The following is a 25,107-nucleotide window of genomic DNA, read 5'->3' as shown; positions in this document are numbered from 1 at the left end:
CTGAGCCCGGAGATGCCGAGAGGGTGGCCCGCAGCTGCGGGCCACCCTCTCGCTCAGGCGTGCGACGAGCGTCAGATCCGCTCGATGATGGTGCCGGTCGCCATCGCACCGCCGGCGCACATCGAGATGAGTGCGGTGCTCTGGTCGCGCCGCTCCAGCTCGTGCAGGGCGGTGGTGATCAGCCGGACGCCGGTGGCGCCGACGGGGTGGCCCAGGGCGATCGCGCCGCCGTTGACGTTGACGTTGTCCAGGTCGACGCCGTGGACGCCGGCCCAGGACAGCACGACCGAGGCGAACGCCTCGTTGACCTCGAACAGGTCGAAGTCGCTGATCGCCATGCCGGTCTTGTCGAGCAGCCGCTGGGTGGCGTCGATCGGGCCGTCGAGGTGGTAGTAGGGGTCCGAGCCGACCAGGCACTGGGCCTTGATCCGGGCGCGGGGGGTGAGACCCAGGGCGCGGGCCTTGTCCTCGTCCATGATGAGCAGCGCGGCGGCGCCGTCGGAGATCTGCGAGGACGTGCCGGCCGTGTGCAGGCCGCCCTCGAGGACGGTGCGCAGGTTGGACAGGCCCTCGGCAGTGGTCTCGCGCAGGCCCTGGTCGGCGTCGACGAGACGGGTCTCACCGGTCGGCTTGCCCTCGTCGTCGAGCACCGGTGCCTCGATGGCGGCGATCTCACGCTTGAAGCGGCCCTCGTCGACGGCGACCCGGGCCTTGGCCTGCGAGGCGAGGCCGAGGGCCTCGAGGTCGGCACGGGTGATGCCCCGGTTCTTCGCGATCCGGTCGGCGGCCTCGAACTGGTTGGGCATGTCGATCGACCAGTCATCGGGGCGCGGGTCGCCCATCCCCGGCGGGACGTTGGCGCCCAGCGGGATGCGCGACATCATCTCGACGCCGCAGGCGATGCCGACGTCGATGGTGCCGGCGGCGACCATGTCGTTGACCAGGTGGGTGGACTGCTGGCCCGAGCCGCACTGCGCGTCGAGCGCGGTGCCGGCCGTGGCCTGGGGGAGGCCGGCGTACAGCCACGCCCGGCGCACCATGTCGTTGGACTGCTCGCCCGCCTGGGTGACGCAGCCGCCGATCACCTGCTCGACGAGGGCCGGGTCGACCCCGGCGCGACGGAGCACCTCGGCCTGGATGAAGCCCAGGGTCTGGGCCGGGTGCAGGCCGGCCAGCCAGCCCTTGCGCTTGCCCAGGGGGGTGCGAACTGCTTCGACGATCACAGGGTTGCCCATGTCCGCACGGTAGCACCGAAGTAGAACACGTTCTAGCCGTGGCCCCGTGTGGGCCGCGCCACGAAAAAAGTCATTTCACGAAACCCTTTCGTATTGCCGCGATGCTTTGTACGGTTGCCTTTAGAACGTGTTCCACCCCCCATGGTCGTCCAGTAGCGAAAGGTTCGTCGCGTGACCGAGCTCCTCATTCCGGAGGGATGGGATCCCACCGATCCCGACATCAACGAAGTGGCCGTGCCGCACGACGAGTTCCGTGCGCTGCGGACCAACGAGCCGATCCGCTGGATCGAGCAGGTCCCCGAGGCTCGTGCCGGCTTCCTCGACACCGGCTACTGGGCGCTGACCCGGCACGCCGAGGTCCGCCAGGTCTCCAAGGACAACGAGAACTGGTCCGCCATGGAGAACGGCGTGATCATCCGGTTCGCCCCGGACATGACCCGCGACCAGGTCGAGGTCCAGCGCGCGATGCTGATCCACCACGACCCGCCGGACCACACCCAGATGCGCGGCATCGTCTCCCGCGGCTTCACCCCGCGCGTGATCGCCGCGCTCAAGACCGTCCTCGAGGACCGCGCCCGCGAGATCGTCGCCGGCGCCGTCGCCAAGGGCTCCGGTGACTTCGTCGAGGACATCGCCGCCGAGCTGCCGCTCCAGGCGATCGCGGACTTCCTCGGCGTCCCGCAGGAGGACCGCAAGAAGCTCTTCGAGTGGTCCAACCAGATGATGGGCTACGACGACCCCGACATCGGTGCCGACCCCGCGGTCGCCTCGATGGAGATCCTCGTCTACTTCGACAACCTCGCCAACGAGCGTCGCGCGAACCCGCAGGACGACATCGTCACCAAGCTGATCAGCGTCGGCGCGGACGACGACCACGGCGCCCTCACCAACGACGAGTTCGGGTTCTTCGTGATCCTGCTGACCGTCGCCGGCAACGAGACGACGCGCAACGCGACCAGCCACGGCATGCACGCCTTCTTCGAGCACCCCGACCAGTGGGAGCTGTGGAAGAAGGACCGCCCGGAGACGGCCATCGACGAGATCGTCCGCTGGGCGACCCCGGTCACCGTCTTCCAGCGCACCGCCAAGAAGGACACCGAGCTGGCCGGCCAGGCGATCAAGAAGGGCGACCGGGTGGCGATGTTCTACGCCTCCGCGAACTTCGACGAGACCGTCTTCGAGGACCCGTTCTCCTTCAACATCCTGCGCGAGAACAACCCGCACGTCGCCTTCGGCGGCCACGGTGCGCACTACTGCCTCGGCGCCAACCTGGCCCGCCTGCAGATCAACCTGATCTTCAACGCGATCGCCGACCTCGCGCCCGACATCGAGCTCGTGGGCAAGCCGCGCCGCCTCCGCTCCGGATGGCTGAACGCCATCAAGGAGATGCAGGTCAACTACAACACCAAGTAGCGCCCCTCTTCAGCGCAGGTTCAGGGTGGCTCCGTGAGAATGGGGCCACCCTGAACGCCTTTCCCGGAGGTCGCATGCGTGTCCTGGTCGTCGACGACGAGCGACGGCTCGCCCGCACGCTGCAGGTCGGCCTCGGCGCCGAGGGCTTCGCCGTCGACCTCGCCCATGACGGGACCGACGGGTTGTGGCTGGCCCGCGAGAACCCGTACGACGCGATCGTGCTCGACCTGATGCTCCCGGGCATCAACGGCTACCAGGTGTGCCGGGCCCTGCGCGAGGAGGGCAACTGGACCCCGATCCTGATGCTGACCGCCAAGGACGGCGAGTGGGACCAGGTCGAGGGCCTCGACACCGGGGCCGACGACTACCTGACCAAGCCGTTCTCGTTCCCCGTCCTCGTCGCCCGGCTCCGGGCGGTCGCGCGACGCGGGGCCCGGGAACGCCCGACGGCGCTCGAGATCGGCGACCTGGTCGTCGATCCGGCGGCCCGCCGGGTGCACCGCGGGGACGTGGAGATCTCGCTGACCGCTCGCGAGTTCTCGGTGCTCGCCTTCCTCGCCCGTCACCGCGGCGACGTCGTGTCGAAGCGCCAGATCCTCGACGCGGTCTGGGACGGCGACTTCGAGGGCGACCCCAACATCGTCGAGGTCTACGTGCGCCATCTGCGCAACAAGGTGGACCGCCCCTTCGGCCGCGAGGCGATCGAGACCCTGCGCGGCGCCGGGTACCGCCTCGCCAGCGACGGAGGCTGACGTGCGGTTGCGTACGACGCTCGCGGCCGTCCTCGTCGTGGCGGTGACCCTGGTCCTCGCCGCCGCCCTGCTCGTGCTGGCGGTGCGCTCGTCGTTGCGCGACGCAGCCGAGACGACGGCCGAGCACCGTGCGAGCGACCTCGTGGCCCAGGTCGACGCGGGACGCCTCCCAGCGCCGGGGGAGGCCGACGACGAGCCCGACGACGTCGTCTGGCAGGTCACCGACGCGGACGGGCAGCTCCTCGCTGCGTCGGCGTCCCTGAGCGACCGCATCCCGCTGGACGACGGCGAGACGGTCGCCCTGCGCGGCGGCGAGCACCGCTATCTCGTCGTCACCGAGGACACGGGGGCCGACGGCGTCGTCGCGGTCGCGGTGTCCCTGGAGGACCTCGACGAGACGACCGCGGCGCTGGCGGTGCCGCTGCTCGTCGGGGTCCCGCTGCTGCTGCTCGTCGTGGGCGCCACGACCTGGCTGGTCGTCGGGCGCGCCCTGCGCCCCGTCGAGCGGATCCGGACCGAGGTCGAGCGGATCAGCGGATCGAGCCTCGAGCGTCGCGTGCCCGTCCCGGCGGGCAAGGACGAGATCGGTCGGCTCGCCCGGACCATGAACCTGATGCTCGGCCGGGTGCAGGAGGCCAGCGACCTGCAGCAGCAGTTCGTCGCCGACGCCTCCCACGAGCTGCGCTCCCCAGTGGCCAGCCTGCGTCAGGCTGCTGAGGTCGCGCAGACCCACCCCGGCGCCCTGCCCGAGGGCGAGCTGGCCGCCACCGTGCTGGAGGAGTCGCTGCGGATGCAGCTGCTCGTCGACCAGCTGCTCGTGCTCGCCCGGGCCGGCGAGGGCGCGCCCCGGATGCCCCGGGTCGACGTCGACGTCGATGACCTTGTCCTGGTCCACGCCCGCCGTGGCCGGCAGCGGGGTCCCGAGATCGACACCGCTGGGGTCGGTCCCGGCCGGGTCCGTGGTGACGCCGTGGCGCTGGGCCAGGTGGTGCGCAACCTCCTCGACAACGCCGTGCGGCATGCCGACCAGCGGGTCGCTGTCAGTGTCCGGCAGCAGGGGGACGGCGTCGTGCTCAGCGTCGAGGACGACGGGCCCGGCGTGCCCGTGGCCGAGCGCGAGCGGGTCTTCGAGCGGTTCCGGCGCCTCGACGACGCCCGCAGCCGCGACGCAGGCGGCAGCGGCCTCGGCCTGGCCATCGTGCGTGAGGTCGTGGCGGCCCACGGAGGATCGGTGGCGCTGGACTCGTCGTCGCTCGGGGGCGCGCGCTTCGTCGTACGCCTGCCGGGCTGAAGGGGTCTTCAGGAGGATTCAGCGAGGGTTCAGCACACGGGTGCGAGGGTCGGGCAGAACGATCCCCTCCGAGACAAGGAACCGTCATGAACACCGCACTGCGCAGCAAGCGCGTCCTCATCCCCACCGTCGTCGCCGTGGCCGCTCTGGCCGTCGGGGGCACCGTGTGGGCGACCTCCGGAGACGACGAGGTCGGTGGCGACGAGCGCGATCGGGTTGCCGCTGCAGCCGAGAAGGCCGCCGGTGGCGGCGAGGCCGTGTCGGTCGAGAAGAGCGACGATGCCGGTGAGGCCTACGAGGTCGAGGTGCACCGGCCTGACGGCGCCGAGGTCGACATCACCCTCGACGCGGACCTCGCGGTCGTGGGTCAGGACCAGGACGACGACACGAACGACACGAACGAAGCCGACGACCGCGTGCTCTCCGCCGAGGAGCGGGCGTCGGTCGAGAAGGCGGCGCTGGACGCCGTCGGCGGGGGCACCCTGCTCGAGGCCAGCGCGAGCGACGACCCGGGCGTTGCGTACGAGGCCGACGTCCGCGACCGCACGGGCGTCGAGTGGAACGTCGACCTCGATGCGGCCTTCGCGGTCGTCACGAAGACCGAGGATCGTTGATGCCGCGGATGCAGTAGCGTTTGTTCGTGCAGGACGCCGATCATCAGAAGGACGATGCGATGAGCGAGATCAACGCCGAGCAGTTCCCCGGATTCTCCGAGAACCACTACCAGCACGGGATGCACTCCCTCGCCTGGATCTCGCTGTGGATCATCGTCGGCCTGGGCGTCGCCGCCGGCATCTTCGGCTTCATCTGGGGCGTCAGCCACTGAGCTAGACCGACCTGGTCAGCCCGCGTTCGTGCGGCTGACCAGGTCGTCGACCACCGCCGGGATGCTGCCGCCGCTGCGCTCGAAGGCGGCACGTTGCCGGCTCGCGCCACCCTCGGCCAGGACGCGGGGCACCCCCGCGTGGACGACGTCTGTGTCGTCGTACGTCTCGAGCTGCTCCCGCACCGTCGCGACGAGTCCGCTCAACACCTGGCGCGCCGGCGTCAGGGCGCCCGTGACCGGGTCGAGGAGCCGGTCGGTCAGGCCGTATCGTGCCGCCCGCCAGCGCGCCGCTCGAAGCAGCTCGGCTCGCCAGCAACCGCTCGGCAGCCCGTCCCCGTCGATCTCGCGGCAGACCAGTGCGCGGACCAGCACCGCCACCAGGACGGCGTCGTCGGTGTCGGTGCACACGTCACCGATCCGGATCTCCACCGTGGGCTGGTGGGCCGAGAGGCGGGCGTCGAAGTAGAGCATGCCGTCGTCCATCGCCGCACCCGAGGCGACCAGCGCCCGGCCGAGGGCGCGGTACGCCGCCGCCGAGCCGAAGCGTTCGGTCGAGCAGGCGCTGGGCCAGTGCGTCCAGGCCTCCGCCCGCCAGGACGCGTAGTGCGTGTCGCGGCCGTGGAAGTACGGCGAGTTCGCGCTGATGGCGAGGAGAACCGGGAGCCACGGTGTGATGGCGTCGATCGCACGCACGCCCTGCTCGTCGGAGTCGACCTGGACGTGCACGTGCTGCCCGCAGGTCCCTCCCGGACGGGCGATCTCCCCGAACGTCTCGACCATCGCGAGGTATCGGTCGTCGCGGGTGGTCCGGGGCGGACCACCCTGCAGTGGCACGGCGCCGGTGGCCGCGGTCCGTGCACCCACAGCCTCCGCGGCGCGGCGGGCGCGTGCGCGGAGCCGCACCAGGTGCGCGTGCAGGTCTTCGGCGTCGTCGACCGGCGGCGTACGGGTCTCCAGCTGATGCGCGAACAGCTCGTGGTCGAGCTCGTCCGCGGGCTCCGGGTCGTGCGCCGCGGCGTACCGGAGCACCTGCTCGGCGCGCGGCGTCGTCGCCCGGGTCCCGGGGTCGAGGAGGAGCAGCTCCTCCTCGACGCCCACGGTGCGCCGCTCCATCCCACCTCCCGGCCGCTCGGGGTCGTGACGCAGGCGGTACCCCGACGGGCGGGGGTCAGTCGCGGGCGGTGAGCACCAGCGGGTCGCCGGAGGTGATCGCCACGGTGTGCTCGGCGTGCGCGCCGCGCGAGCCGTCGGCGCTGCGGATGGTCCAGCCGTCGGGGTCGAACTCGATCTCGTCGGTGGTGTGCAGGAACCAGGGCTCGATCGCGATGACCAGGCCCGGGCGGAGCTTGATGCCGCGGCCGGGGCGGCCGTCGTTGGCGACGTGCGGCTCGCCGTGCATGGTCCGGCCGACACCGTGGCCGCCGAACTGCAGGTTGACCTTGAGTCCGGCCGCATGGGCGACGTCGCCGATGGCGGCGGAGATGTCGCCGAGCCGGTTGCCGGCGCGGGCGGCGGCGATGCCGGCCGCGAGGGCCTTCTCGGTGACCTCGATCAGCCGGACGTCCTCCTCCCGCGGGGTGCCGACGACGACGGAGAGGGCCGAGTCGGAGACCCAGCCGTCGACGGAGGCCGCGAAGTCGACCGACAGCAGGTCGCCGTCCTGCAGCGTGTAGTCGTGGGGGAGGCCGTGCAGCACCGCGTCGTTGACCGACGTGCACAGCACCTTGCCGAACGGGCTGGCACCGAAGGACGGGTGGTAGTCGATGTAGCACGACTCCGCGCCGGCGTCCTTGATCATCTGGTGCGCCAGGGCGTCGAGCTCGAGCAGGTTGACGCCGACCGCGGCCTTCTCGGAGAGGGCCTGGATCACCGAGGCGACGAAGCGCCCGGCGGGGCGCATCTGCTCGATCTGGGTGGGGGTGCGCAGCTCGATCACAGGGCTCAGCCTACTGACCGGACGAGGCCTCCCCGGCATCGACGACGACCGCGCTGTGGCTCGATGCGTCGTTGGCATCGAACGCGATCCCGTCCAACCGCTCGCCGTTCCCGAGCCGGATGTTCCCGTTGAGGGTGACCGAGTCGCCGGGCTCGAGGTAGTAGCTGTGGGAGTAGCCGTCGGGATCGACGGGATCCTGAAGGGTGACCGAACCCCAGGCGCCGTCGAGGACCGACTTGACGGTGATGTCGCCGAGGGAGATCGTCTCGTCGCTGTCGTTGCGTGCTTCGAAGGTGAGGTCGCAGCCGACGTCAGGACCGGTGGGATCGTCCTGCGCGGGTCCACAGGTGAGTGCGGTGACCTTCACGGCCAGGTCGCCGTCGTCGGTGGTGAACCACTCGCCGACCTCGGCGCTCGGCTCGGGCGGGTCGACGGTGTCGAACCAGTCCCCGAGGTAGCGCAGTGTGTAGTACGAGACCACCGCGCACACGGCGAGCGCGAGGACGGACAGCCCGATGCCCCAGCCCGCCAGGCGGGTGCCGCGGCCGACCCGGCGACCGCGTCCCAGTCCTGCGATGCCGAGGCCGACGCCGATCAGCGCCAGGACCACCCCGACCGCGCCGACGAGCGGGACGGCGGCGAGGACGAGCGCGATGACGCCGAGCACGAACGCGGCCACCGCCTGGGCGTTGCCCTGCGGCGGGAGTGCCGGAGGAGCGCCGTACGGCGACCCGTACGGGGGACCGGGCGGCGGGGGCGGCGGGTACGACGCGTCACTCACGTCGTGAACCTAGCCACCCCCGCGCCCGCCGAAACTGCAGGTGCGTCAGCTGGTCGGCTTGTCCGCGCCGACGACCCACATCGCGAAGAACTGCGAGCCGCCGCCGTACGCGTGGCCGAGGGCCTTGCGGGCGCCGTCGACCTGGTGCTCGCCGGCCGCACCGCGGACCTGGAGGGCGGCCTCGCCGAAGCGGAGCATGCCCGAGGCGCCGATCGGGTTGGAGGAGAGCACGCCGCCGGAGCAGTTGACCGGGATCTTGCCGGTCATCGCGGTCTCGCCGGCCTCGGTCAGCTTCCAGCCGTCGCCCTCGGCGGCGAAGCCGAGGTTCTCCAGCCACATCGGCTCGAACCAGGAGAACGGCACGTAGATCTCGGCCGCGTCGATCTCGTCGATCGGTGAGGTGATCCCGGCCTGCTTCCAGAGCGCGGCCGCGGCGTCGCGACCGGCCTGCGGGTTGACCTGGTCGCGCTCGGCTGCCGTGGTGGCCTCCGACCGCATCACCGTCCCGTGGATCCAGGCCGGGTTCGGCGACGACTTGGCGGTGTCCTCGTCGACGATGACCAGTGCGCAGGCGCCGTCGCTCGACGGGCAGGTCTCGTCGTACCGGATCGGGTCCCAGAGCATCTGCGACGCCAGCACCGACTCCACGGTCGTGCCCTCGTTGTGGAGGTGGGCGTAGGGGTTCTTCAGCGCGTTGTTGCGGTCCTTGGCTGCCACGATCGCGCCCACGTGGGTGGGAGCCTGCGACCGGCGGATGTAGGACCGCACGTGCGGCGCGAAGTAGCCGCCCGCGCCGGCGTGGACGGGCATGTTGAACGGCAGCGGCACCGAGAGCGCCCACATCGCGTTCGACTCGGACTGCTTCTCGTAGGCGACCGTCAGGACCCGCTTGTGGACGCCGGCCTGGACCAGCGAGGAGGCGACGATCGCGGTCGAGCCACCGACCGAGCCGGCCGTGTGGACGCGCAGGAGCGGCTTGCCGGCCGCGCCGAGCGCCTCGGCGAGGAACAGCTCGGGCATCATCACGCCCTCGAACAGGTCCGGCGCCTTGCCGACGACGATCGCGTCGATGTCGTCGAGCGTCAGGTTGGCGTCGAGGAGCGCACGGTCGATGGCCTCACGGCACAGGCCGGCCATGGAGACGTCCTCGCGCTTCGCGCGGTGGTGCGTCTGCCCGATGCCGATGATCGCTGCAGGCTGCTTGCCCATCAGATGCTTCCTTCCAGGGTGCAGACGAGGTTCTGCTGCAGGGCGGGGCCGCTGGTGGCGTGGGCGAGGGCCTTGTCGGCCTCGCCGGACCAGATCCGCTTCGCGGCCTCGCCGACGCGGATGCCACCGCTGGAGAACATCGGGTTGCTCGCCAGCGCGCCGCCGGACGGGTTGATGGCGATGTCGTCGCCGAGCCCGAGCTCCGTGCGGAGGATGAGCTCCTGGTGGCTGAACGGCGCGTGCAGCTCGGCCACCTCGACGCCGCCGAGGTCGAGTGCCGCACCGGCCCGCTGGGCCGACGGGGACCGGGTGAGGTCGCGCACGCCCATGCCCATCGGGTCGACGTAGTGGGAGATGCCGGTGAGCCAGGCGGGACGCTCCCGGACCTCGCGGGCCTTGTCGCCGGCGGCGAGCACGAGGGCCGCCACGCCGTCGGTGACGGGGGAGCAGTCGTGCTTGCGCAGCGGGTCGGCGTACATCGGTCGGGCGAGCAGCTCCTCGACCGACGAGCCGCCCTTGCGGATGGCGTGCTCGTTCTTCTCGGCGTCGGTGAGCGAGCGGTTGGCGACCTCGGCCATGGCGCGCTCGTCCCAGATGCCGGCGTCGATGCCCGCGCGGGCCTGGAGGCCGGCCAGCGACACGGTGTCGGGCCACAGGGGCGTCATCGTGTACGGCTCGAGCTGGAGGGCGAGGGTACGGCGCAGCACGCCCGCCGAGCTCTTGCCGAAGGCGTAGACGAGGGCGGTGTCGACCTCGCCCGTCTGGATCTTGAGCCACGCCTCGTACATGGCCCAGGCGAGGTCCATCTCCACGTGCGACTCGTTGACCGGCGGGATCACGCCGATCGCGTCGACGGCCTGGACGAACGAGAACGAACGTCCGGCGAGGTAGTCGGAGGAGCCGGAGCACCAGAACCCGACGTCCTTGCGGGTCCAGCCGGTCTGCTCGTAGAGCTCCTTGAAGACCGGCACGAGCAGCTCGACGCAGGTCGGCGACCCGTCGAACTCAGGCATCTGTCGCTGGGCGAACCCGACGACGGCGACGTCACGCATCTGTCCTTGTCTCCCGTCTCAGAGGTGGTGCTTGTAGGTGTCGAAGTCGGCGTCCGGCTCGCCGGTCGGCGCGAAGTGGTCGATGTTCTCCAGGGAGTACGCCCACTCGTCCTCCGGCTTCCAGACCGCCTTGACCCGCATGCCCATCCGCACCTCGTCGGCGGGGACGCCGAGGATCAGGTGCAGGACCGCGATGTCCGCGCCGTCGAGGAGGACGTACGCCGAGACGTACGGCGGGGTGATCTTCTGGCCGAGGAAGGGCACATTGACGATGCAGAACGTCGTGATCGTGCCGGTCTGCGAGAGCTCGACCTCCTCGACGGTCGGCGTACCGTCCGTGGGGCAGGCGCTGCGCGGTGGGACGTAGACCTTCTGGCAGGTGGGGCAGCGCTGGCCCATGATCCGGCCCTCGTTGAGGCCGCGGTAGAACAGCGACTCCTCGGGCGAGGCCGCGTAGAGGTAGTCGAGGGAGACGGTGGTGACGACGCCGGTGACCGCCTCGTCGGACGCGGCAGACGGGGCGGCGGCAGCGGCCTCGCCGGGGGCGAGCGGCTCGAAGCACGCGATGTCGTTGATGTGGCCGACCCGCTCGGCGGCCCAGCGCACGCGCACCCGCATGCCGGTCGTCACCTGGTCGGGCGACGAGACGTCCAGGGCGTGCAGGAAGGGCACGTCGGCACCGTCGAGGGTGACGAGGGCGAAGGCGAACGGCCGGTCGAACGGCTGGCCCTTCACGGGCTCCGGGACCCAGGTCCAGGACGTGACCGTGCCGACGGAGGAGACCTCGACGAACTCGGTCGTCGCCTCGTGGGTGACGGGGTCGAACTCGAGCGGCGGGACGACGACCTGACCGGCCGAGGTCCGTCCGCCCACGACCACTCCGTCGCGGAGTCCGGAGAGGAAGCGACCGACGACGGGGCCGGTCGATCGGGTGTAGTCGAAGGCGACGGTGACCGGCGCCGAGAGGGTGCGGCTCATGGCCCAAAGTGAAACATGTTCTGCCCAAAAGTGAAACATGTTCTAGAAATGGCGTGTCGGGTCACGGCATGATGCGACCCATGAAACTGGGACTGCAGCTGGGGTACTGGGGCGCGCAGCCCCCGCAGGGCGTCGGCGAGATCGTCGCCGCCGCGGAGGACGCGGGCTTCGACGCGGTCTTCACCGCCGAGGCGTGGGGGAGCGACGCGTTCACGCCGCTGGCCTGGTGGGGCCGCGAGACCTCGAAGGTCCGGCTCGGCACCTCGATCGTGCAGATGTCCGGCCGCACGCCAGCCTCGATCGCCATGCACGCCCTCACGCTCGACCACCTCACCGGTGGCCGGGTGATCCTGGGCATGGGCGTCAGCGGTCCGCAGGTCGTCGAGGGCTGGTACGGCGTGCCGTTCTCCAAGCCGCTCGCCCGCACCCGCGAGGTGGTCTCGATCATCCGCCAGGTCCTGGCCCGCGAGGCGCCGGTCACCAACGACGGCCCGCACCACCCGCTGCCCTACGACGGCCCCGGCGCCGTGGGTCTCGGCAAGCCGCTCAAGCCGATCGTGCACCCCCTGCGCGCCGACCTGCCGATCTGGCTGGGCGCCGAGGGTCCCAAGAACGTCGCCCAGACCGCCGAGATCGCCGACGGCTGGATCCCGATCTTCTACACGCCCAAGAGCGCCGGCATGTACCAGCCGTGGCTCGACGAGGGCTTCGCCCGACCCGGCGCCCGTCGTACGCGTGACGACTTCGAGATCGCCGCCACCTGCCACCTGCAGGTCGTCGAGAACGCCGAGCAGAAGCAGATGGTGATCGACGGCATGAAGCCGTTCGTGTCGCTCTACATGGGCGGCATGGGCGCCAAGGAGCAGAACTTCCACCACCAGGTCTTCACGCGGATGGGCTATGGCGACCTGGCCGACGAGGTGCAGGAGCTCTACCTCTCCGGCGAGAAGGCCAAGGCCACCGCGCTCATCCCCGACGAGCTGGTCGACGACATGCACATCATCGGCACGCCCGGCGAGGTGAAGGAGCGGGTCGCGCAGTGGGAGGAGACCGGTGTGACCACGCTGCTCCTGTCCTGCCGCAGCGCCGCCGAGATCCGGGGGATCGCCGAGCTGTTGGCCTGATCCGCGGGCGCCCGTCGGCGGTGCGGGCTACCGTCCTCGGCATGAGGCGCGAGCCGCACGAGAACGTCGCCACGGTGCTGGTCGATCCCGCGCTGCTGCCTGACCTCGAGCTGGAGCTGGTCGAGCTCGACCTGTGGGTCTGGCCCGTGCGGAGTGCGCCGATCTGCGCCGACGGACCGCGCATGGCGTTCCAGGTACGCCGCCGCCTCGTCGAGGCACAGCGCGGCGCCTGGGACTGCGCGGCCGCGTGGGTGCCGGTGTGGATCAGCTTCGGCGAGCGCTGGAGCAGCGGCGACGATCCGCTGCCGTGGGCCGCCCACCGGGCGCTGTGGGACCTGCTCGACGCACATGCCGACCAGGTTCGGTTCCACCGCCGGCTCGGCGGCGTGCGGCCGCTCGTCGCCCCGGTCGAGCGGCGCGCCGGCTGATCGTGCGTCGACCCTCTCATCGCCGGCCGGGGCGATGGGTGGTTCGCCCGATGCGGGCGCCCCGGCCGCACTCCTAGCGTGGAGGTCCCACCGACGCGAAAGGAGCAGGTCATGGCGCACGAGCATGTCGAGACCCTCGTCATCGGAGCCGGCCAGGCCGGCCTCGCCACGGCGCACGAGCTCCAGCGGCACGGCCGCGAGGTGCTCGTCGTCGACGCCCAGGAACGGATCGGCGACGGTTGGCGTCGGCAGTGGGACACGCTGCGCCTCTACAGCCCGGCCCGGTACGACGGACTGCCGGGCCTCCGGTTCCCGGCACCGCCCTGGAGCTACCCGGCCAAGGACGAGGTCGCCGACTACTTCGAGTCCTACGCCCGGCACTTCGCGCTGCCCGTGGACCTCGGCCAGCGCGTCGACCACCTGGCGGCAGTGGACGGGCGGTATGTCGCACGGCTGGGGGAGCGCACGGTCACCGCCGACAACGTCGTGGTCGCCACGGGCACCTTCGGTCGCGCGCCGTTCGTGCCGGACTACGCCGACCGGCTGGACCCGATGACCATGCAGCTCCACTCCAGCGAGTACCGCCGGCCCGGCCAGCTCCGGGACGGGCCGGTGCTCGTGGTCGGCGCGTCCCACTCCGGCGCCGACGTGGCCTTCGAGCTGGCCGAGTCGCGCGAGGTGATCCTGTGCGGCCGCGACCCCGGTCAGATCCCGGTCCGCCTCGGCACGCCGATGTTCAAGGTCGCCTTCCCCGTCATCGTGTTCCTCTTCCGGCACGTCCTGTCCCGCCGCACCCCGATCGGCCGCAAGGAGATGGACGAGTTCCGCTTCCACGGCGGCCCGGCCCTGCGGGTCAAGCGCTCCGACCTCCTGGCCCGCGGCGTCCAGCGTGTCCCCGAGCGGGTCGTCGACGTCCACGACGGCCGACCGGTGCTGGCCGACGGTCGGGCGCTGGACGTCGCGAACGTCATCTGGTGCACCGGCTTCGAGCAGGCCTTCGACTGGATCGACGTCCCGGTCTTCGACGGGCGAGGCTGGCCTGAGGAGGTCCGCGGCGTCGTCGAGAAGGCGCCCGGTCTGTTCTTCTGCGGCCTCGCGTTCCAGTCGGCCGCCGCGTCGATGCTCATCACCGGGGCGTGCCGGGACGCGTCGTACGTCGCCCGGCGGATCGTGCAGCGCCAGCGGCGGCACCAGGAGGTTGCGGCGGCGTAGCCTTCGAGAGAGGCAGCCATGGGTGTCGATGATCTGGTCCAGGGCCGCGCGGCCTTCGCCCGCCGCGAGTGGGCGCGCGCCCGTGACCGGCTCGCGGCCGCCGACGGTGACCTCGACCCCGACGATCTCGGCGCGCTGGCCGTCGCGGCCTACCTGGCCGGGGACCGCGACACCTGCCTGAAGGCCTGGCAGCGCGAGTTCCGGGCCCACGCCCGGGACCACGCGAACCTGCGTTCGGTCCGGGCCGCCTGCTGGCTGGCCTTCGTGCTGCTCATCAGCGGCCGCGAGGCCGAGGGGAGCGGCTGGGCGGCCCGGGCGGCGCGGCTGCTCGAGGAGGAGGCCGACGGGGCGGTGGAGTGGGCCTACCTGGACATCCACCGGATGTACCGGCACATCTTCGGCGGCGAGATGCCGCAGGCGCTCGCCGTGGCGACGCGGATCGCCGAGGCCGGCCGGGCGCACGACGACCCGGACCTCCTCGCCGAGGGCCTGGCGAGCCAGGGCCGGCTGCTCCTCTACGGCGGCGAGGTCCGCGCCGGGGTCGCGCTCCTCGACGAGGCGATGCTCTGCGTGAGCGAGGGCGAGGTGTCACCGATCGTCGCCGGCATGGCGATCTGCTCGCTGATCGAGGCCTGTCAGGAGATCGGCGACTTCCGCCGGATGACCGAGTGGACGGCGGTCCTCACCCGGTGGTGCGACGCCCAGCCCGAGCTGGTGCCGTTCACCGGGCAGTGTGCGGCGCACCGTGCCCAGGCGATGCGCTGGCGTGGCGAGTACGACCAGGCGCTGGCCGAGATCCTCGTCGCACTGGAGCGCTACCGAGCCAACGGCAACGACCCGGCTGCGGGCGTGGCGGTCTACGAGCGTGCCGAGGTGCTGCGGCTGCGCGGTGAGCACGACGACGCGGCCGCCGCCTACGAGGCCGCGGCCGGTCACGGCCACGACCCGCAGCCGGGCCTGGCGCTGCTGTGGCTCGCCAGCGGCCGGGGCGAGGCTGCCTCGGGGGCGATCCGCCGGCTGTTGGGCGAGTTCGTCGATCCCGTGCACCGCTGCCGCCTGCTGCCGGCGGCGGTGGAGATCCACCTCGCGGAGCCGGACCTGGCCGCCGCGCGCGTCGCCGCGGACGAGCTCGACGCCATCGCGGAGTCGTTCGCCTGTCCCGCTCTCACGGCCCAGGCGGCCTGCGCCCGCGGAGCGGTGTGCCTGGCCGCAGGGGACCCGGCCCGCGCCCTTCCGTTCCTGCGCCGGGGCTGGCGGCTCTGGCTGGACCTCGGCGCCCGGTACGACGCGGCCCGAGCCCGCACGCTGATCGGACTCGCCTTCCGGGCACTCGGCGACGAGGACTCCGCGCTCGCGGAGCTGGCCGTCGCGCGCCGTACGTTCGCCGACCTCGTGGCCCGCGACGACCTCGGGCGTCTCGACCGGCTGCTGGCCCCGGCTCTCCCGGACGGGCTCACCACGCGGGAGGTCGAGGTGCTGCGCCTGGTGGCCCGGGGGAGCACCAACCTGCAGATCGCCCGAGCCCTGTTCCTCAGTGAGAAGACCGTGGCGCGGCACCTGAGCAACATCTTCGCGAAGATCGACGTCTCGTCCCGGACCGCTGCCGCCGCCTACGCGTTCGCCCACCGGCTCGCCGACCGGTCCTGAGGACGCGCCCGGCTCCTCCGGCTACTCCGACTCGAGCGGGTAGCCGCGGGCCGTGAACGCCGCCTTGATCCGCTCGCGCTTCGCCTCCACCGGCTTCTCGAACAGCCGGCGGCCGTCGGTGCCGTCGATGACCACCTTCTTCCCGTCGAGGTGCACCCCGACGACCGTCTCCCGGGCCAGGCGGCGTCGGTCCCGGTCGTGGACGACCACGACGGCGTCGTCGTGGACCTCGAGGCGCCACTCGTCGACGAGCACCAGGAAGGCCACGACGAGCCCGGCGACCAGCCCGATCGCGGGTCGCGCCACCCAGGCCCACGGCTGGTCGAAGTCGCCGACCCAGCGCAGCGGGTCCTTGAGCGGCACGAAGGGCACGTCGGCGAGCCAGCGCGCCAGCAGCGGCCCGACGGTCAGGAGCAGGACGCCGCCGGCCGCGAAGATGACGTGGGTCCAGAACTTGTCCTCGCGGGTGGAGCCCAGGTCGTCGTACGCCATGGGGCGACGCTAGGCCGGCGTGGCGGCGGGCCACATCGGTCGCGGGAAGGTGGCTGCCGCGACCTTGGTAGGGGTTTCTTGCCCGCCGCGTAGAACACGTTCTAGTCTGCGGGGGTGACCGACACGCTCCGCATGCCTGCCCACAACGGCCACCTCATGGTCGCCGCCCTCAAGCGCCACGCGAACCGCCCGATCGTGCACCTCGGCGACGTGACGCTGACCGGCAAGGAGACCGCGGACCGGATCTCGCAGTACATCCAGGCCTTCGAGTCGCTCGGCGCGGGACGCGGTACGCCGGGCGCGCTGCTCGCGCTGAACCGTCCCGAGGTGCTCTTCATCCTCGGCGCCGGCCAGACCCAGGGCTTCCAGCGCACCTCGCTGCACCCGCTCGGCTCGGCCGACGACCACGCCTACGTCATCAACGACGCCGGCATCACCACCCTCGTGATCGACCCGTACTTCGCCGCCCGCGCGGTCGAGCTGCTCGGCAAGTGCCCGGGCCTCAAGCAGGTCCTGACCATCGGCGCCGTTCCGCCCGAGCTCGCCGAGGTCGGCACCGACCTCACCGAGGTGGCGGCCTCCTTCGAGCCGCAGCCCTTCCAGGCCGCACTGCTCGAGCCCGACCACATCACCTCGATCACCTACACCGGCGGCACGACCGGCAAGCCCAAGGGCGTGATCGGCACGGTCCGTGCCTTCTCGACGATGGCGCAGGTCCAGATGGCCGAGTGGGAGTGGCCCGAGGAGCCGCGCTTCCTCATGTGCACGCCGCTGTCGCACGCCGGCGCGGCCTTCTTCGTGCCGGTCGTGCTCAAGGGCGGCACCCTGTTCGTGTCCTCGCGGTTCGACCCGGCCGAGGTGCTGCAGACCATCGAGGAGAAGCGGATCAACTCGCTGATGCTCGTGCCGACCATGCTCTACGCGCTGATGGACCACCCCGACTCGCGCACCCGCGACCTGTCGTCGCTGGAGACCGTCTACTACGGCGCGTCCGCGATCAACCCGGTCCGGCTCAAGGAGGCCATCGAGCGGTTCGGCCCGATCTTCGCCCAGTACTACGGGCAGTCCGAGGCGCCGATGGTGATCAGCTACTTCCCGAAGGGCGACCACGTGGACGCCTCGGGCGCTCCGATCGAGTCCCGCCTGACGTCGTGCGGCCGGCCGTCGGCGTACCTGCGCGCTGCGCTTCTCGACGAGTCCGGCAACCCGGTCGCGCCGGGGGAGCCGGGCGAGATCTGTGTGGCCGGTCCGCTGCTCTCGGGGGGCTACTGGCAGCTGCCCGAGGCGACCGCGGAGACCTTCCGCGACGGCTGGATGCACACCGGTGACGTCGCGCGCGAGGACGAGGACGGCTTCTGGTACATCGTGGACCGCACCAAGGACATGATCGTCACCGGCGGCTTCAACGTGTTCCCGCGCGAGGTCGAGGACGTCATCGCCGAGCACCCGGCGATCGCCCAGGTCGGTGTCATCGGTACGCCGCACGAGAAGTTCGGCGAGGCGGTCACCGCGGTCGTGGTGCTGCGTGAGGGCTTCGAGCTGACCGACGAGGTCGTCGCCGAGATCAAGGACGCGGTCAAGGAGCGCAAGGGCTCCGTGCAGTCGCCGAAGGACGTCCTCGCCGTCGACGCGCTGCCGCTCACGGCGCTCGGCAAGCCGGACAAGAAGGCGCTGCGGGCGCGGTTCTGGACGGGGGAGCGCTCCGTCGGCTGAGTGCTACCGTGCCCGGCATGCGTCGACTCTCTCGGGCCCTCGCCGTGGCGTTCGCGGCCCTCACCCTGCTGCTGACCTCGTTCACCTCGTCGCCCGTGCCGGCCCAGGCCGCCGCCGGCCCCGACGGCAGCTACACGGGCGCCGAGGTGCCGACCGAGCCGAACCCGCTCGACCGCCTGGACATCCGGTTCAAGGTGGCCAAGAACGGCCGCACGGTGAAGGGCTGGCTGGTCACGATGAACGTGGTCTGCGGGCTCGACGTGAAGCTGGTGCAGCAGACCATGCCGACCATGAAGGTCAGGAAGAACGGCCGGTTCACCAGCGTCTTCGCCGGCACCCAGGACAACGGCACCACCTACCGGATCGAGGTCGGCGGCAAGCTGGTCGCGAAGAAGCGCAAGGTCAAGGACGGCACGCTGTCCTACCAGGTCGGCAGCTGCCGGCGCGGCACCGATCCGGCGAGCCCGCTGCGCTGGGCGGGCAAGCGCACCGGTCGCTGACGGCTCACTTCCCGCACTGCTCGACGATCCAGCCGGTCACCGTCTGGCCGTCCTCGGACAGCTTCGGGGTGAGCTCGGCCAGCTGGGCCCGGTCGGCCTCGGTCGGGTCGGCGAGCAGCTGCTGGGCGGACCGGAAGCCCTCGCCGAGGTCGGTCAGCGCCGTGCGTACGTCGGACGGCGCGCCCTCCTGCAACGCGTCCAGCTCCTTCACCAGGGCGTCGACAGCGGCGGCGTCGTCGGGTGACTCCTTGCCGTCGTACAGCGCCGTCTGGGCGTCGGTGATGCGCTTCGCCGTGTCGGCGTACCGGCTGCACTCCACGGTGATCTCGGTCAGCTCGGTGGCCGGCGCGCCCTTCGGCTCGTCCGACCCGCCGCTGCAGCCGCTGGCCAGGACCAGCACGGCCAGCCCCCCGAGGATCAGGGTGGCCGGACCGTGCTTGGTCATGGCGTGCGGCTCCTTCGTCAGGGACCCCACTCGCACTCCGGGTAGGCGTCGATCCCGTGGCCGTACGGTGACAGGAAGTACGCGATGATGTCGAGCCCGAAGTCCGGCAGCGAGAAGCCGAGCAGGTTGATGTCGGGCGTGATCAGCCAGGCGGGGGTGTGGGTCCCGTCGTTGGGCGGCTGGCCGAGGGTGAACGTGTTGCCGCCGGTCGTGTAGCCGGGTGCGGGCCGGGCGTCGAAGGTGACACCGCAGTTCGCGATCCCGAACTCCAGCACCGGGATGTGGAAGATCCGGCCGTAGACGTTCGTGTTGATGTGCCAGCGCGGCGCGACGTTGCCGAACGGGATCGTCAGCGCGTCGATGTCGACCAGCGGGATCGTGTCCGAGCCGAGCGGGTCGGGCCAGTCGATGTAGACCGAGAAGTGCTCCTCGAGCCCGACGGTCAGGTTGCTGTCCTGGCCGAAGGTGAAGGTGCCGAAGCTGCCGTCGAGACCGGTCGTGAAGCCCAGGCGCAGGTTCACGTCGGAGAAGTCGGTCAGCCCGAGCGTGACCCGCTTGATCCTCAGGTCGGCGGCGAGGTGGCCGCTGTTCTGGAAGATGCCGCCGTCCCAACCGAGGTCGATCGTCTTCTGCACCCGCCCGGCGGCCTCGAGCGCGAACGCCTCGGTGGCCGGCGTCGACGTCAGGTGCAGCCGGGCACCGTCGAGCGCGGCGGTGACGGTCTTGCCGAGGTTCGTCACGGTCAGGGCGACCGCGGCGGTGGCGTCGACCGGGTCGGTGATCGCGGCCGAGGCGAAGGCGTCGATGTCCAGGCCCGCGGCGTCGGTCTCCATCGTGAACACCGGTGCGTCGACGGTGGTGCCGCCGCCCGAGGTGGTGTCCTTCCCGATCGTGATGTCGACCGTCTTCGGTACGTCGTGCAGGTGCACCGAGGCCGCCAGGTCGAGGTCACCGACATGCTTGTAGGCGGCGGTGATGTCGCTGATGCCCTGGCTCATGTCGACGTTGACGGTCTTCGTGTCGGCCCCGAACGCGGCGTCGACGCTGATCGAGGCGGGGATCGCGCTGATGTCCAGCTGCGCCTCGTCGGTGTTGTCGTACGTCGCGTTCGCGTGCAACGCGCCGAGCGGCTGGCTCGCGTTGTAGTCGAGCGCGATCGTGTGGGTGCCGTCCGGACGGGTCGCCGTGGTGATCGGCCCGATCGTGATGTCGACCGGCGTCGCGGTCGGCACGCCCTGCTGCAGCTGCAGGCTCAGCGGCTTCGGGGCCAGGGCCTGGAGCACGGCGTCGACGACCAGGGTGCCGATCGTCGGGTGGTAGCCCGTCAGCGTGTAGGTGCCGTGGACCGTGTCCAGGTCGAGACCCGTGGGGAGACCGGTCAGGTAGACCTTCGCCCGGACCGCCTTGTCGGTGCCGCTGGCGCCGTCGCGAACCGCGACACCGTGGACCTGCGGCGGCTCCGGTGTGGCAGCCAGGGCCGCTGCCTTGCCCGCCGCCACCGAGATGGTGGCGTCCGGGTGCGAGTCGCCGGTGTAGGTGATCCGGCCGCCCTCGCTGCGCAGCGTGATGCTGGCCGGCAGGTTGGTGAGGTTGCCGGTGGCCTTCAGGTCCCCGAGGGCCGCGTGGACCTCCCCGGAGAAGGCGAAGGCGCCGTGGTCGCCCATGTCGAGGCCAGCCTCGAAGCCCCCGCCGTTGCCGGTGTCGGGAACCTTGCTGAACGCCGCCCGACGCAGGTTGCTGATCCGCAGGCTCGCGTCCAGGTTGCCGGAGGCCTCGTCGTAGTACGCGCTGAGGTGGTCGCCCGGGAGCGTCTGGTAGGTCTCGTGGTTGGTGACATTCGCCGTGATCGCGCCGATCCCGGCCTGTGGTGCCTCGAACAGCACGTTGCCGTCGGCCCAGCTCGCGTTCCACTTCGCGGGGATCGAGTCGATGGTGAGCCCCGCGTCGAAGGCGCGGTCGGTGCCGAGGGTGTCCGCCGTCAGGTGCGCGGAGGCCGCGACGCTGGTGGTCGCTGCCGACGCGTCCCAGTCGAGGACGGAGTTCTTGCCGTCGAACATGACCTTCGCGTGGTCGGGGATGTCACGGACCTCGGCGGTGACGGCATCGCCGTTCATCCGCTCGACGCCGGCGTAGACCTTGTCGATGGTGTCGCTGGCGCCGTACTCGATCAGGTTGCCGTCGAGGTCGACCTGCATGTGCGCCGGTACGCCGTGCACCTGGTAGACCGCGTGGTCGACCTTGGTCGGCTGCGTGACGTCCGGCGTGGTGGTGTCGGTCGCCTGGACGAAGCCGATCTCGTTGTTGGCGGTGTACTCGATGTTCTGGTGCTTGCCCTGGCGGGTGAGGTCGATCTGCACGTTGCTGGGCAGCTGGTCGACGGTGGCGGTGAAGCGGCGGTTGCTGTCGACCGGTCCGGACGTGACGGCCTGGTCGACGACGGCGTCGACCTTCGTCGGCGTCGGGGTCGCGACCGTGATCGTGTCCTTGCTCCGCGTGCTGCTGTGGGTCATCCGGGCGCCCACGTCGAGGGTCGTCGGGAACGGGCTGAGCTGTACCGACCCGGTCAGCGGGTCCTGCTCGGTGGCCGGCACTCCTGCGCTCCCGCCCGTCAGCGACTTCACGCCGAACGTGAGGGCCTCGGTGGCGCCGGGGTGGGTCGTGGAGACGTTGGCCGCGACCTGGATGTCACCGGTCAGGGCGGCGACGACGTTCTTGAGGACGACCTTCGCCGAGTTGCTCCAGCCGAGCGTCGACCCGCGGCCGTCGATGCCCACGGTGATGCGCTTCTTGACCACCGGGGTGTCGTAGACCGCGAACACGTGCGCGGGCAGGTCGATGTTGCCGTTGAGCCGGGCGACCGAGAACTTGGCGCCCACGTCGATCAGGTTGGTCAGCGGCGTGAGCTGCGCGAGCACGTCCGGGAGGTGGTCACCGGTGACGTCGGCCGGCACCGGTACGCCGACCGGCACCGACACGCTGCACGCCAGCTCCATCGTCGCGGACTCCGCGCAGATCTTGTAGAAGAGCGGCGAGAGCAGGTTGAGCACCGGGAGGGTGAACAGCTTGCCCTGGACCTTGCTGACCTCCTGGAGCAGCGCGTCCAGCGCGTCGAGCACCAGCGGTACGGCGGGCAGCGCGGTCAGCTTGTCGTTGAACGACGAGGGCGCACCGGCGGTGATGTTGCTCGAGACCTTGGCGTTCGGCGCGGCCACGGACGTCCGCGGCTGCTGCGCCGAGGTCAGCGTCGGGGCGTCGGCCAGGTCCTCGGTCATGGCATCGAGCTGCTGGCCGGTCAGGTCGCGGTTCACCGGCGGGGTGTCGGCGGGCGGCGGCGGAGCGGGCTCGTTGAGCTCCTCACGCATCTTCGCGGTGCTCTTCTTGCCGAAGATGACCAGCGCGACGCCGGTGAGGAGCCGCTCGCGGTCCTGTGCGGTGGGCTGCTCGCCCGCGGTGGTGAGCAGGTCGTCGAGCAGGCAGGCGCTCAGCCAGAGCTGGGTGGCCTCGGGCAGCGCGTGGAAGCCCTCGGCGAGGATGTCGTCGGGGACCTTCGTCAGCGCGATGAACCGCTTGCGCCACGCGTTGTCGGCGAACCGGTCGGACCACAGGTCGACGAACCGGTCCCGGTTCTCCGGCGTCGCGCCGTCGCTCTGGGGCGGCGAGGCGCAGGTGACCGCAGCCCCCGCGGCCGGCGTACCGGGCGATCCCGGTTCGGCCTGGGCCGCGGTGGGATGGACGAGGACGGCCAGCATCGTGACCGTCGAGAGGGCAGCACAAAAGATCCGAGGACGCACGGTGTTCACCTGCCAGTGAGGGGGGATGGGAGCAGCGCAGGAAGTGCGAGGATCACTATGTTCCTGCGCCGACGCCGGCGCCAGAAAACCTGAGAATGTTTTACTTTTGGTGGGGCCACTCGGCCCGGAGCCGCTCCCAGACCCGCTCCGGGATCCGGTCGAGCAGGGCGTCCATCAGGTGCAGCTTGGCGTCGATCTCCTCCGGTGAGTGCTCGCCCGAGCGGATGACGAGCAACGAGTCGCCGGTGATCCGCCAGGCGACGTTCGGGTGCTGCTGCATCACCGCGCGCACGTCGGAGAGCAGGACGTCGACCGCGAACTCCGGTGCGGGGGAGTGCACGGTGAAGTACGCGTCGAACGCCGGGTCGCCGATCTCGATGTCGCGGCCGGTGAGCGAGTCCATCCAGCGCCCCACCATCGTGGTCGGGCCCACCGCGAGCGGCGGCGCCTGCACGCCCAGGTTGAGGGCCAGCACCGAGTGCACGTGGTGGCTCGCGCTGTCGCCGCTGCCGGTCGTGTGGTGGTGGTCGAAGGCAGTGAACGGTCGTCCGTCGTGGCGTCCGACGAGGACGTTGACGGCCCGGCGCGCGTGGCCGCGCCCGAACGGCGCGCCGTCGAAGCGCTCGACGAGGGCGGGGTCGCTGGACCGGTACTCCCACTCGCGCTGGTACGCCAGGCCGGCAAGGCCCTGGCGTCGCGCGGCCGCGCGCTTCGAGCTCGCGACCACGGCGAGCACCAGCAGCACGACGACCGTGACGAGCACCAGCCCGAACAGGGTGAACACGAGGAGGGCGACCATGGCCCCATCCTCCCCAGTCGCCGTCCGCCCACGCCTCGCCGGATCCCGACGGATAGCGTGCGCCCATGGCGGATCTCGTCGTCGGGTTCGATCTCGACCTGACTCTCATCGACACGGTGCCCGGCTTCCGGGACGTGCTGCTGGAGCTCGGGCGCGAGCTGGGTGTGGACTTCCCGGTCGAGGAGATGACGGACAAGCTCGGTCCGCCGCTCGACATGCTGCTCGCGCCGTACCTGCCGGCCGAGGTGATCCCGGCCGCGGGCGACCGGTTCCGTGCGCTCTACCCCGACCACGCGATCGCCAACGTGCCGGTGCTGCCCGGCGCGCACGACGCCATCGCCGCCGTACGACGCCACGGCGGTCGGGTCGTCGTGGTCACCGGCAAGTACGCCCCGAACGCGCAGCTGCACCTGGACCACACCGGCCTCGACGTCGACCTGCTCGAGGGCTGGGTGTGGGGCGTCGGCAAGGCGGACGTGCTGCGGCGCGAGGGCGCGTCGATCTACGTCGGTGACCACGTCCACGACGTCGAGGGCGCGCTGGCGGCCGGCGTCACCAGCGTCTCGGTGCTCACCGGCGGGTGCACCGCCGAGGAGCTGCGCGCCGCCGGGACGGACGTCGTGCTGCCGTGCCTGGTCGACTTCCCGGCCTGGCTCGACGACCACCTGGCGGCGGCGCGCAGCTGAGAGTTCTCAGCGGCCCTTGAACTCCGGCGCCCGCTTCTCGAGGAAGGCGCGCGGGCCCTCCTTGGCGTCCTCGGAGTAGAACACGGCTGCGCCGATCTTCGCGTCGTCGGCCCAGCACTCCTCCTCGTGCTTGCCCTCGGAGTCGCGCATCGTCTTGAGGATCGCCTGGACGGCGAGCGGGCCGTTGGCCGCGATCTTGTCCGCGATCTCGTGCGCCTTCGCCAGCGCCTCGCCGTCAGGGACGACGTGGCCGATCAGGCCGAGCTCCTTGGCCTCCGGGGCACCGAGGGTGCGGCCGGTCAGCAGCAGCTCCGCCGCGACGGTGTAGGGGATCTGGCGGGGGAGCCGGACCGCGGAACCGCCCAGCGGGTACAGCGACCACCGGGCCTCGGCGACACCGAACTTGGCCGACTCGCCGGCGACCCGGATGTCGGTGCCCTGCAGGATCTCGGTGCCGCCGGCGATGGCCGGGCCCTCGACCGCGGCGATCAGCGGCTTGGTGAGCCGGAAGCCCTTGAGCAGGCCCTTGATCGTGGTCGGGTCGTAGGCGCCGGACTCGAAGCTCTCCGACGGCGGCTTGTCGTCGGCGGCCTTCAGGTCCATGCCGGCGCAGAAGTAGCCGCCGGCCCCGGTGAGGATGCAGACCCGGATCTCCGGGTCCTCGTTCACCCGGTCCCAGGCGGACTCCATGATCCGCAGCATCTCGCTCGAGAGCGCGTTGCGGCGCTCCGGTCGGTTCATCGTGACGACCAGCTTGTGGCCGTCCTGCTCGACGAGGCAATCGCTCATGTGAACAA

At 71.3% G+C, this 25,107-nt stretch carries 24 protein-coding genes; 12 read left to right on the top strand and 12 right to left on the bottom strand.

The features are described 5' to 3' along the window. Positions 1-71: 71 nt before the first annotated feature. Positions 72-1,235 carry a steroid 3-ketoacyl-CoA thiolase gene (locus ACZYRU_RS15855; protein WP_488958054.1) on the bottom strand — a complete coding sequence of 388 codons (1,164 nt, stop codon included), beginning with the start codon at positions 1,233-1,235 and terminating at the stop codon, positions 72-74. 171 nt (positions 1,236-1,406) lie between these two features. Between ACZYRU_RS15855 and ACZYRU_RS15850 the strand changes: the two genes are divergently transcribed. The 5 genes from ACZYRU_RS15850 (at position 1,407) to ACZYRU_RS15830 (ending at position 5,517) form a co-directional block, all read left to right on the top strand. After that, positions 1,407-2,648, top strand: coding sequence for a cytochrome P450 (locus tag ACZYRU_RS15850; protein ID WP_488958053.1), 1,242 nt, complete (start codon positions 1,407-1,409; stop codon positions 2,646-2,648). A 74-nt stretch (positions 2,649-2,722) separates the two neighbouring features. Continuing rightward, positions 2,723-3,400, top strand: a complete 678-nt coding sequence (locus tag ACZYRU_RS15845) for a response regulator transcription factor (RefSeq protein WP_488958052.1) — start codon at positions 2,723-2,725, stop codon at positions 3,398-3,400. A 1-nt stretch (position 3,401) separates the two neighbouring features. Continuing rightward, the gene (locus tag ACZYRU_RS15840) at positions 3,402-4,691 is read left to right on the top strand and encodes a sensor histidine kinase (protein ID WP_488958051.1); all 1,290 of its coding nucleotides are present in this window, start codon (positions 3,402-3,404) and stop codon (positions 4,689-4,691) included. An 86-nt stretch (positions 4,692-4,777) separates the two neighbouring features. Next, on the top strand, positions 4,778-5,305 hold the full coding sequence (locus ACZYRU_RS15835) for a PepSY domain-containing protein (RefSeq protein WP_488958050.1): 528 nt from the start codon (positions 4,778-4,780) through the stop codon (positions 5,303-5,305). A 59-nt stretch (positions 5,306-5,364) separates the two neighbouring features. Beyond that, complete coding sequence (locus ACZYRU_RS15830) at positions 5,365-5,517, top strand: hypothetical protein (RefSeq protein ID WP_488958049.1); 153 nt, start codon at positions 5,365-5,367, stop codon at positions 5,515-5,517. Between the two features lie 15 nt (positions 5,518-5,532). Here the strand turns inward: ACZYRU_RS15830 and ACZYRU_RS15825 are convergent, their stop codons facing one another. The 6 genes from ACZYRU_RS15825 to ACZYRU_RS15800 are packed head-to-tail and all read right to left on the bottom strand — an operon-like array spanning position 5,533 to position 11,473. Then, positions 5,533-6,630: a carboxylate-amine ligase gene (locus ACZYRU_RS15825; RefSeq protein ID WP_488958048.1), complete on the bottom strand. Its 1,098-nt coding sequence runs from the start codon at positions 6,628-6,630 to the stop codon at positions 5,533-5,535. A gap of 55 nt (positions 6,631-6,685) precedes the next feature. Then, the gene (gene map, locus ACZYRU_RS15820) at positions 6,686-7,453 is read right to left on the bottom strand and encodes a type I methionyl aminopeptidase (RefSeq protein WP_488958047.1); all 768 of its coding nucleotides are present in this window, start codon (positions 7,451-7,453) and stop codon (positions 6,686-6,688) included. A 10-nt stretch (positions 7,454-7,463) separates the two neighbouring features. Continuing rightward, positions 7,464-8,234: a hypothetical protein gene (locus ACZYRU_RS15815; protein WP_488958046.1), complete on the bottom strand. Its 771-nt coding sequence runs from the start codon at positions 8,232-8,234 to the stop codon at positions 7,464-7,466. A gap of 45 nt (positions 8,235-8,279) precedes the next feature. Further along, positions 8,280-9,443 (bottom strand): thiolase domain-containing protein, encoded by a 1,164-nt coding sequence (locus tag ACZYRU_RS15810; protein ID WP_488958045.1) that lies wholly within the window; start codon positions 9,441-9,443, stop codon positions 8,280-8,282. Continuing rightward, on the bottom strand, positions 9,443-10,495 hold the full coding sequence (locus tag ACZYRU_RS15805) for a thiolase domain-containing protein (RefSeq protein ID WP_488958044.1): 1,053 nt from the start codon (positions 10,493-10,495) through the stop codon (positions 9,443-9,445). The genes ACZYRU_RS15810 and ACZYRU_RS15805 overlap by 1 nt, the downstream gene beginning before the upstream one ends. An 18-nt stretch (positions 10,496-10,513) precedes the next feature. Beyond that, entirely contained in the window at positions 10,514-11,473 is a 960-nt protein-coding gene (locus tag ACZYRU_RS15800; RefSeq protein ID WP_488958043.1) for a Zn-ribbon domain-containing OB-fold protein, read from the bottom strand. A gap of 80 nt (positions 11,474-11,553) precedes the next feature. Between ACZYRU_RS15800 and ACZYRU_RS15795 the strand changes: the two genes are divergently transcribed. The 4 genes from ACZYRU_RS15795 to ACZYRU_RS15780 all read left to right on the top strand — a co-directional run bounded on the left by ACZYRU_RS15795 (position 11,554) and on the right by ACZYRU_RS15780 (position 15,884). Then, positions 11,554-12,597: an LLM class F420-dependent oxidoreductase gene (locus ACZYRU_RS15795; protein WP_488958042.1), complete on the top strand. Its 1,044-nt coding sequence runs from the start codon at positions 11,554-11,556 to the stop codon at positions 12,595-12,597. A 41-nt stretch (positions 12,598-12,638) separates the two neighbouring features. Next, positions 12,639-13,025, top strand: a complete 387-nt coding sequence (locus ACZYRU_RS15790; RefSeq protein ID WP_488958041.1) for a hypothetical protein — start codon at positions 12,639-12,641, stop codon at positions 13,023-13,025. 111 nt (positions 13,026-13,136) lie between these two features. Beyond that, the gene (locus ACZYRU_RS15785) at positions 13,137-14,237 is read left to right on the top strand and encodes a flavin-containing monooxygenase (protein ID WP_488958040.1); all 1,101 of its coding nucleotides are present in this window, start codon (positions 13,137-13,139) and stop codon (positions 14,235-14,237) included. A gap of 18 nt (positions 14,238-14,255) precedes the next feature. Further along, entirely contained in the window at positions 14,256-15,884 is a 1,629-nt protein-coding gene (locus ACZYRU_RS15780; protein ID WP_488958039.1) for a LuxR C-terminal-related transcriptional regulator, read from the top strand. A gap of 21 nt (positions 15,885-15,905) precedes the next feature. Here the strand turns inward: ACZYRU_RS15780 and ACZYRU_RS15775 are convergent, their stop codons facing one another. After that, positions 15,906-16,376: a YqeB family protein gene (locus ACZYRU_RS15775; protein WP_488958038.1), complete on the bottom strand. Its 471-nt coding sequence runs from the start codon at positions 16,374-16,376 to the stop codon at positions 15,906-15,908. 114 nt (positions 16,377-16,490) lie between these two features. On the opposite strand from ACZYRU_RS15775, the gene fadD8 reads away from it, so the two are divergent. Together fadD8 and ACZYRU_RS15765 are read left to right on the top strand one after the other, a co-directional pair. Continuing rightward, entirely contained in the window at positions 16,491-18,089 is a 1,599-nt protein-coding gene (gene fadD8 / locus ACZYRU_RS15770; RefSeq protein ID WP_488958037.1) for a fatty-acid--CoA ligase FadD8, read from the top strand. A gap of 17 nt (positions 18,090-18,106) precedes the next feature. Beyond that, positions 18,107-18,589 carry a hypothetical protein gene (locus tag ACZYRU_RS15765; RefSeq protein WP_488958036.1) on the top strand — a complete coding sequence of 161 codons (483 nt, stop codon included), beginning with the start codon at positions 18,107-18,109 and terminating at the stop codon, positions 18,587-18,589. Between the two features lie 4 nt (positions 18,590-18,593). On the opposite strand, the gene ACZYRU_RS15760 is transcribed toward ACZYRU_RS15765, so the two are convergent. From ACZYRU_RS15760 to ACZYRU_RS15750, 3 genes are all read right to left on the bottom strand, one after another. Next, positions 18,594-19,034, bottom strand: coding sequence for a hypothetical protein (locus ACZYRU_RS15760; protein WP_488958035.1), 441 nt, complete (start codon positions 19,032-19,034; stop codon positions 18,594-18,596). 17 nt (positions 19,035-19,051) lie between these two features. Further along, entirely contained in the window at positions 19,052-22,825 is a 3,774-nt protein-coding gene (locus ACZYRU_RS15755) for a hypothetical protein (RefSeq protein ID WP_488958034.1), read from the bottom strand. Positions 22,826-22,925: 100 nt separating this feature from the next. Then, positions 22,926-23,624, bottom strand: coding sequence for a hypothetical protein (locus ACZYRU_RS15750; RefSeq protein WP_488958033.1), 699 nt, complete (start codon positions 23,622-23,624; stop codon positions 22,926-22,928). Between the two features lie 65 nt (positions 23,625-23,689). On the opposite strand from ACZYRU_RS15750, the gene ACZYRU_RS15745 reads away from it, so the two are divergent. After that, positions 23,690-24,310 (top strand): HAD family hydrolase, encoded by a 621-nt coding sequence (locus ACZYRU_RS15745; protein ID WP_488958032.1) that lies wholly within the window; start codon positions 23,690-23,692, stop codon positions 24,308-24,310. A gap of 6 nt (positions 24,311-24,316) precedes the next feature. Here the strand turns inward: ACZYRU_RS15745 and ACZYRU_RS15740 are convergent, their stop codons facing one another. Then, on the bottom strand, positions 24,317-25,099 hold the full coding sequence (locus ACZYRU_RS15740) for a crotonase/enoyl-CoA hydratase family protein (RefSeq protein ID WP_488958031.1): 783 nt from the start codon (positions 25,097-25,099) through the stop codon (positions 24,317-24,319). Positions 25,100-25,107 lie beyond the last annotated feature (8 nt).

The sequence above is a fragment of the Nocardioides sp. F233 genome (genome assembly GCF_057813895.1).
This window is presented reverse-complemented; position numbering and strand designations above follow the sequence as displayed.

Coding starts and splice junctions, on each gene's coding strand:
- ACZYRU_RS15830 (WP_488958049.1), top strand. CDS start 5,365: ATGAGCGAGATCAACGCCGAGCAGTTCCCCGGATTCTCCGAGAACCAC.
- ACZYRU_RS15745 (WP_488958032.1), top strand. CDS start 23,690: ATGGCGGATCTCGTCGTCGGGTTCGATCTCGACCTGACTCTCATCGAC.
- ACZYRU_RS15825 (WP_488958048.1), bottom strand. CDS start 6,630: ATGGAGCGGCGCACCGTGGGCGTCGAGGAGGAGCTGCTCCTCCTCGAC.
- ACZYRU_RS15845 (WP_488958052.1), top strand. CDS start 2,723: ATGCGTGTCCTGGTCGTCGACGACGAGCGACGGCTCGCCCGCACGCTG.
- ACZYRU_RS15810 (WP_488958045.1), bottom strand. CDS start 9,443: ATGGGCAAGCAGCCTGCAGCGATCATCGGCATCGGGCAGACGCACCAC.
- ACZYRU_RS15795 (WP_488958042.1), top strand. CDS start 11,554: ATGAAACTGGGACTGCAGCTGGGGTACTGGGGCGCGCAGCCCCCGCAG.
- ACZYRU_RS15775 (WP_488958038.1), bottom strand. CDS start 16,376: ATGGCGTACGACGACCTGGGCTCCACCCGCGAGGACAAGTTCTGGACC.
- ACZYRU_RS15800 (WP_488958043.1), bottom strand. CDS start 11,473: ATGAGCCGCACCCTCTCGGCGCCGGTCACCGTCGCCTTCGACTACACC.
- ACZYRU_RS15760 (WP_488958035.1), bottom strand. CDS start 19,034: ATGACCAAGCACGGTCCGGCCACCCTGATCCTCGGGGGGCTGGCCGTG.
- ACZYRU_RS15765 (WP_488958036.1), top strand. CDS start 18,107: ATGCGTCGACTCTCTCGGGCCCTCGCCGTGGCGTTCGCGGCCCTCACC.
- ACZYRU_RS15855 (WP_488958054.1), bottom strand. CDS start 1,235: ATGGGCAACCCTGTGATCGTCGAAGCAGTTCGCACCCCCCTGGGCAAG.
- ACZYRU_RS15790 (WP_488958041.1), top strand. CDS start 12,639: ATGAGGCGCGAGCCGCACGAGAACGTCGCCACGGTGCTGGTCGATCCC.
- ACZYRU_RS15750 (WP_488958033.1), bottom strand. CDS start 23,624: ATGGTCGCCCTCCTCGTGTTCACCCTGTTCGGGCTGGTGCTCGTCACG.
- ACZYRU_RS15740 (WP_488958031.1), bottom strand. CDS start 25,099: ATGAGCGATTGCCTCGTCGAGCAGGACGGCCACAAGCTGGTCGTCACG.
- ACZYRU_RS15835 (WP_488958050.1), top strand. CDS start 4,778: ATGAACACCGCACTGCGCAGCAAGCGCGTCCTCATCCCCACCGTCGTC.
- ACZYRU_RS15780 (WP_488958039.1), top strand. CDS start 14,256: ATGGGTGTCGATGATCTGGTCCAGGGCCGCGCGGCCTTCGCCCGCCGC.
- ACZYRU_RS15785 (WP_488958040.1), top strand. CDS start 13,137: ATGGCGCACGAGCATGTCGAGACCCTCGTCATCGGAGCCGGCCAGGCC.
- ACZYRU_RS15805 (WP_488958044.1), bottom strand. CDS start 10,495: ATGCGTGACGTCGCCGTCGTCGGGTTCGCCCAGCGACAGATGCCTGAG.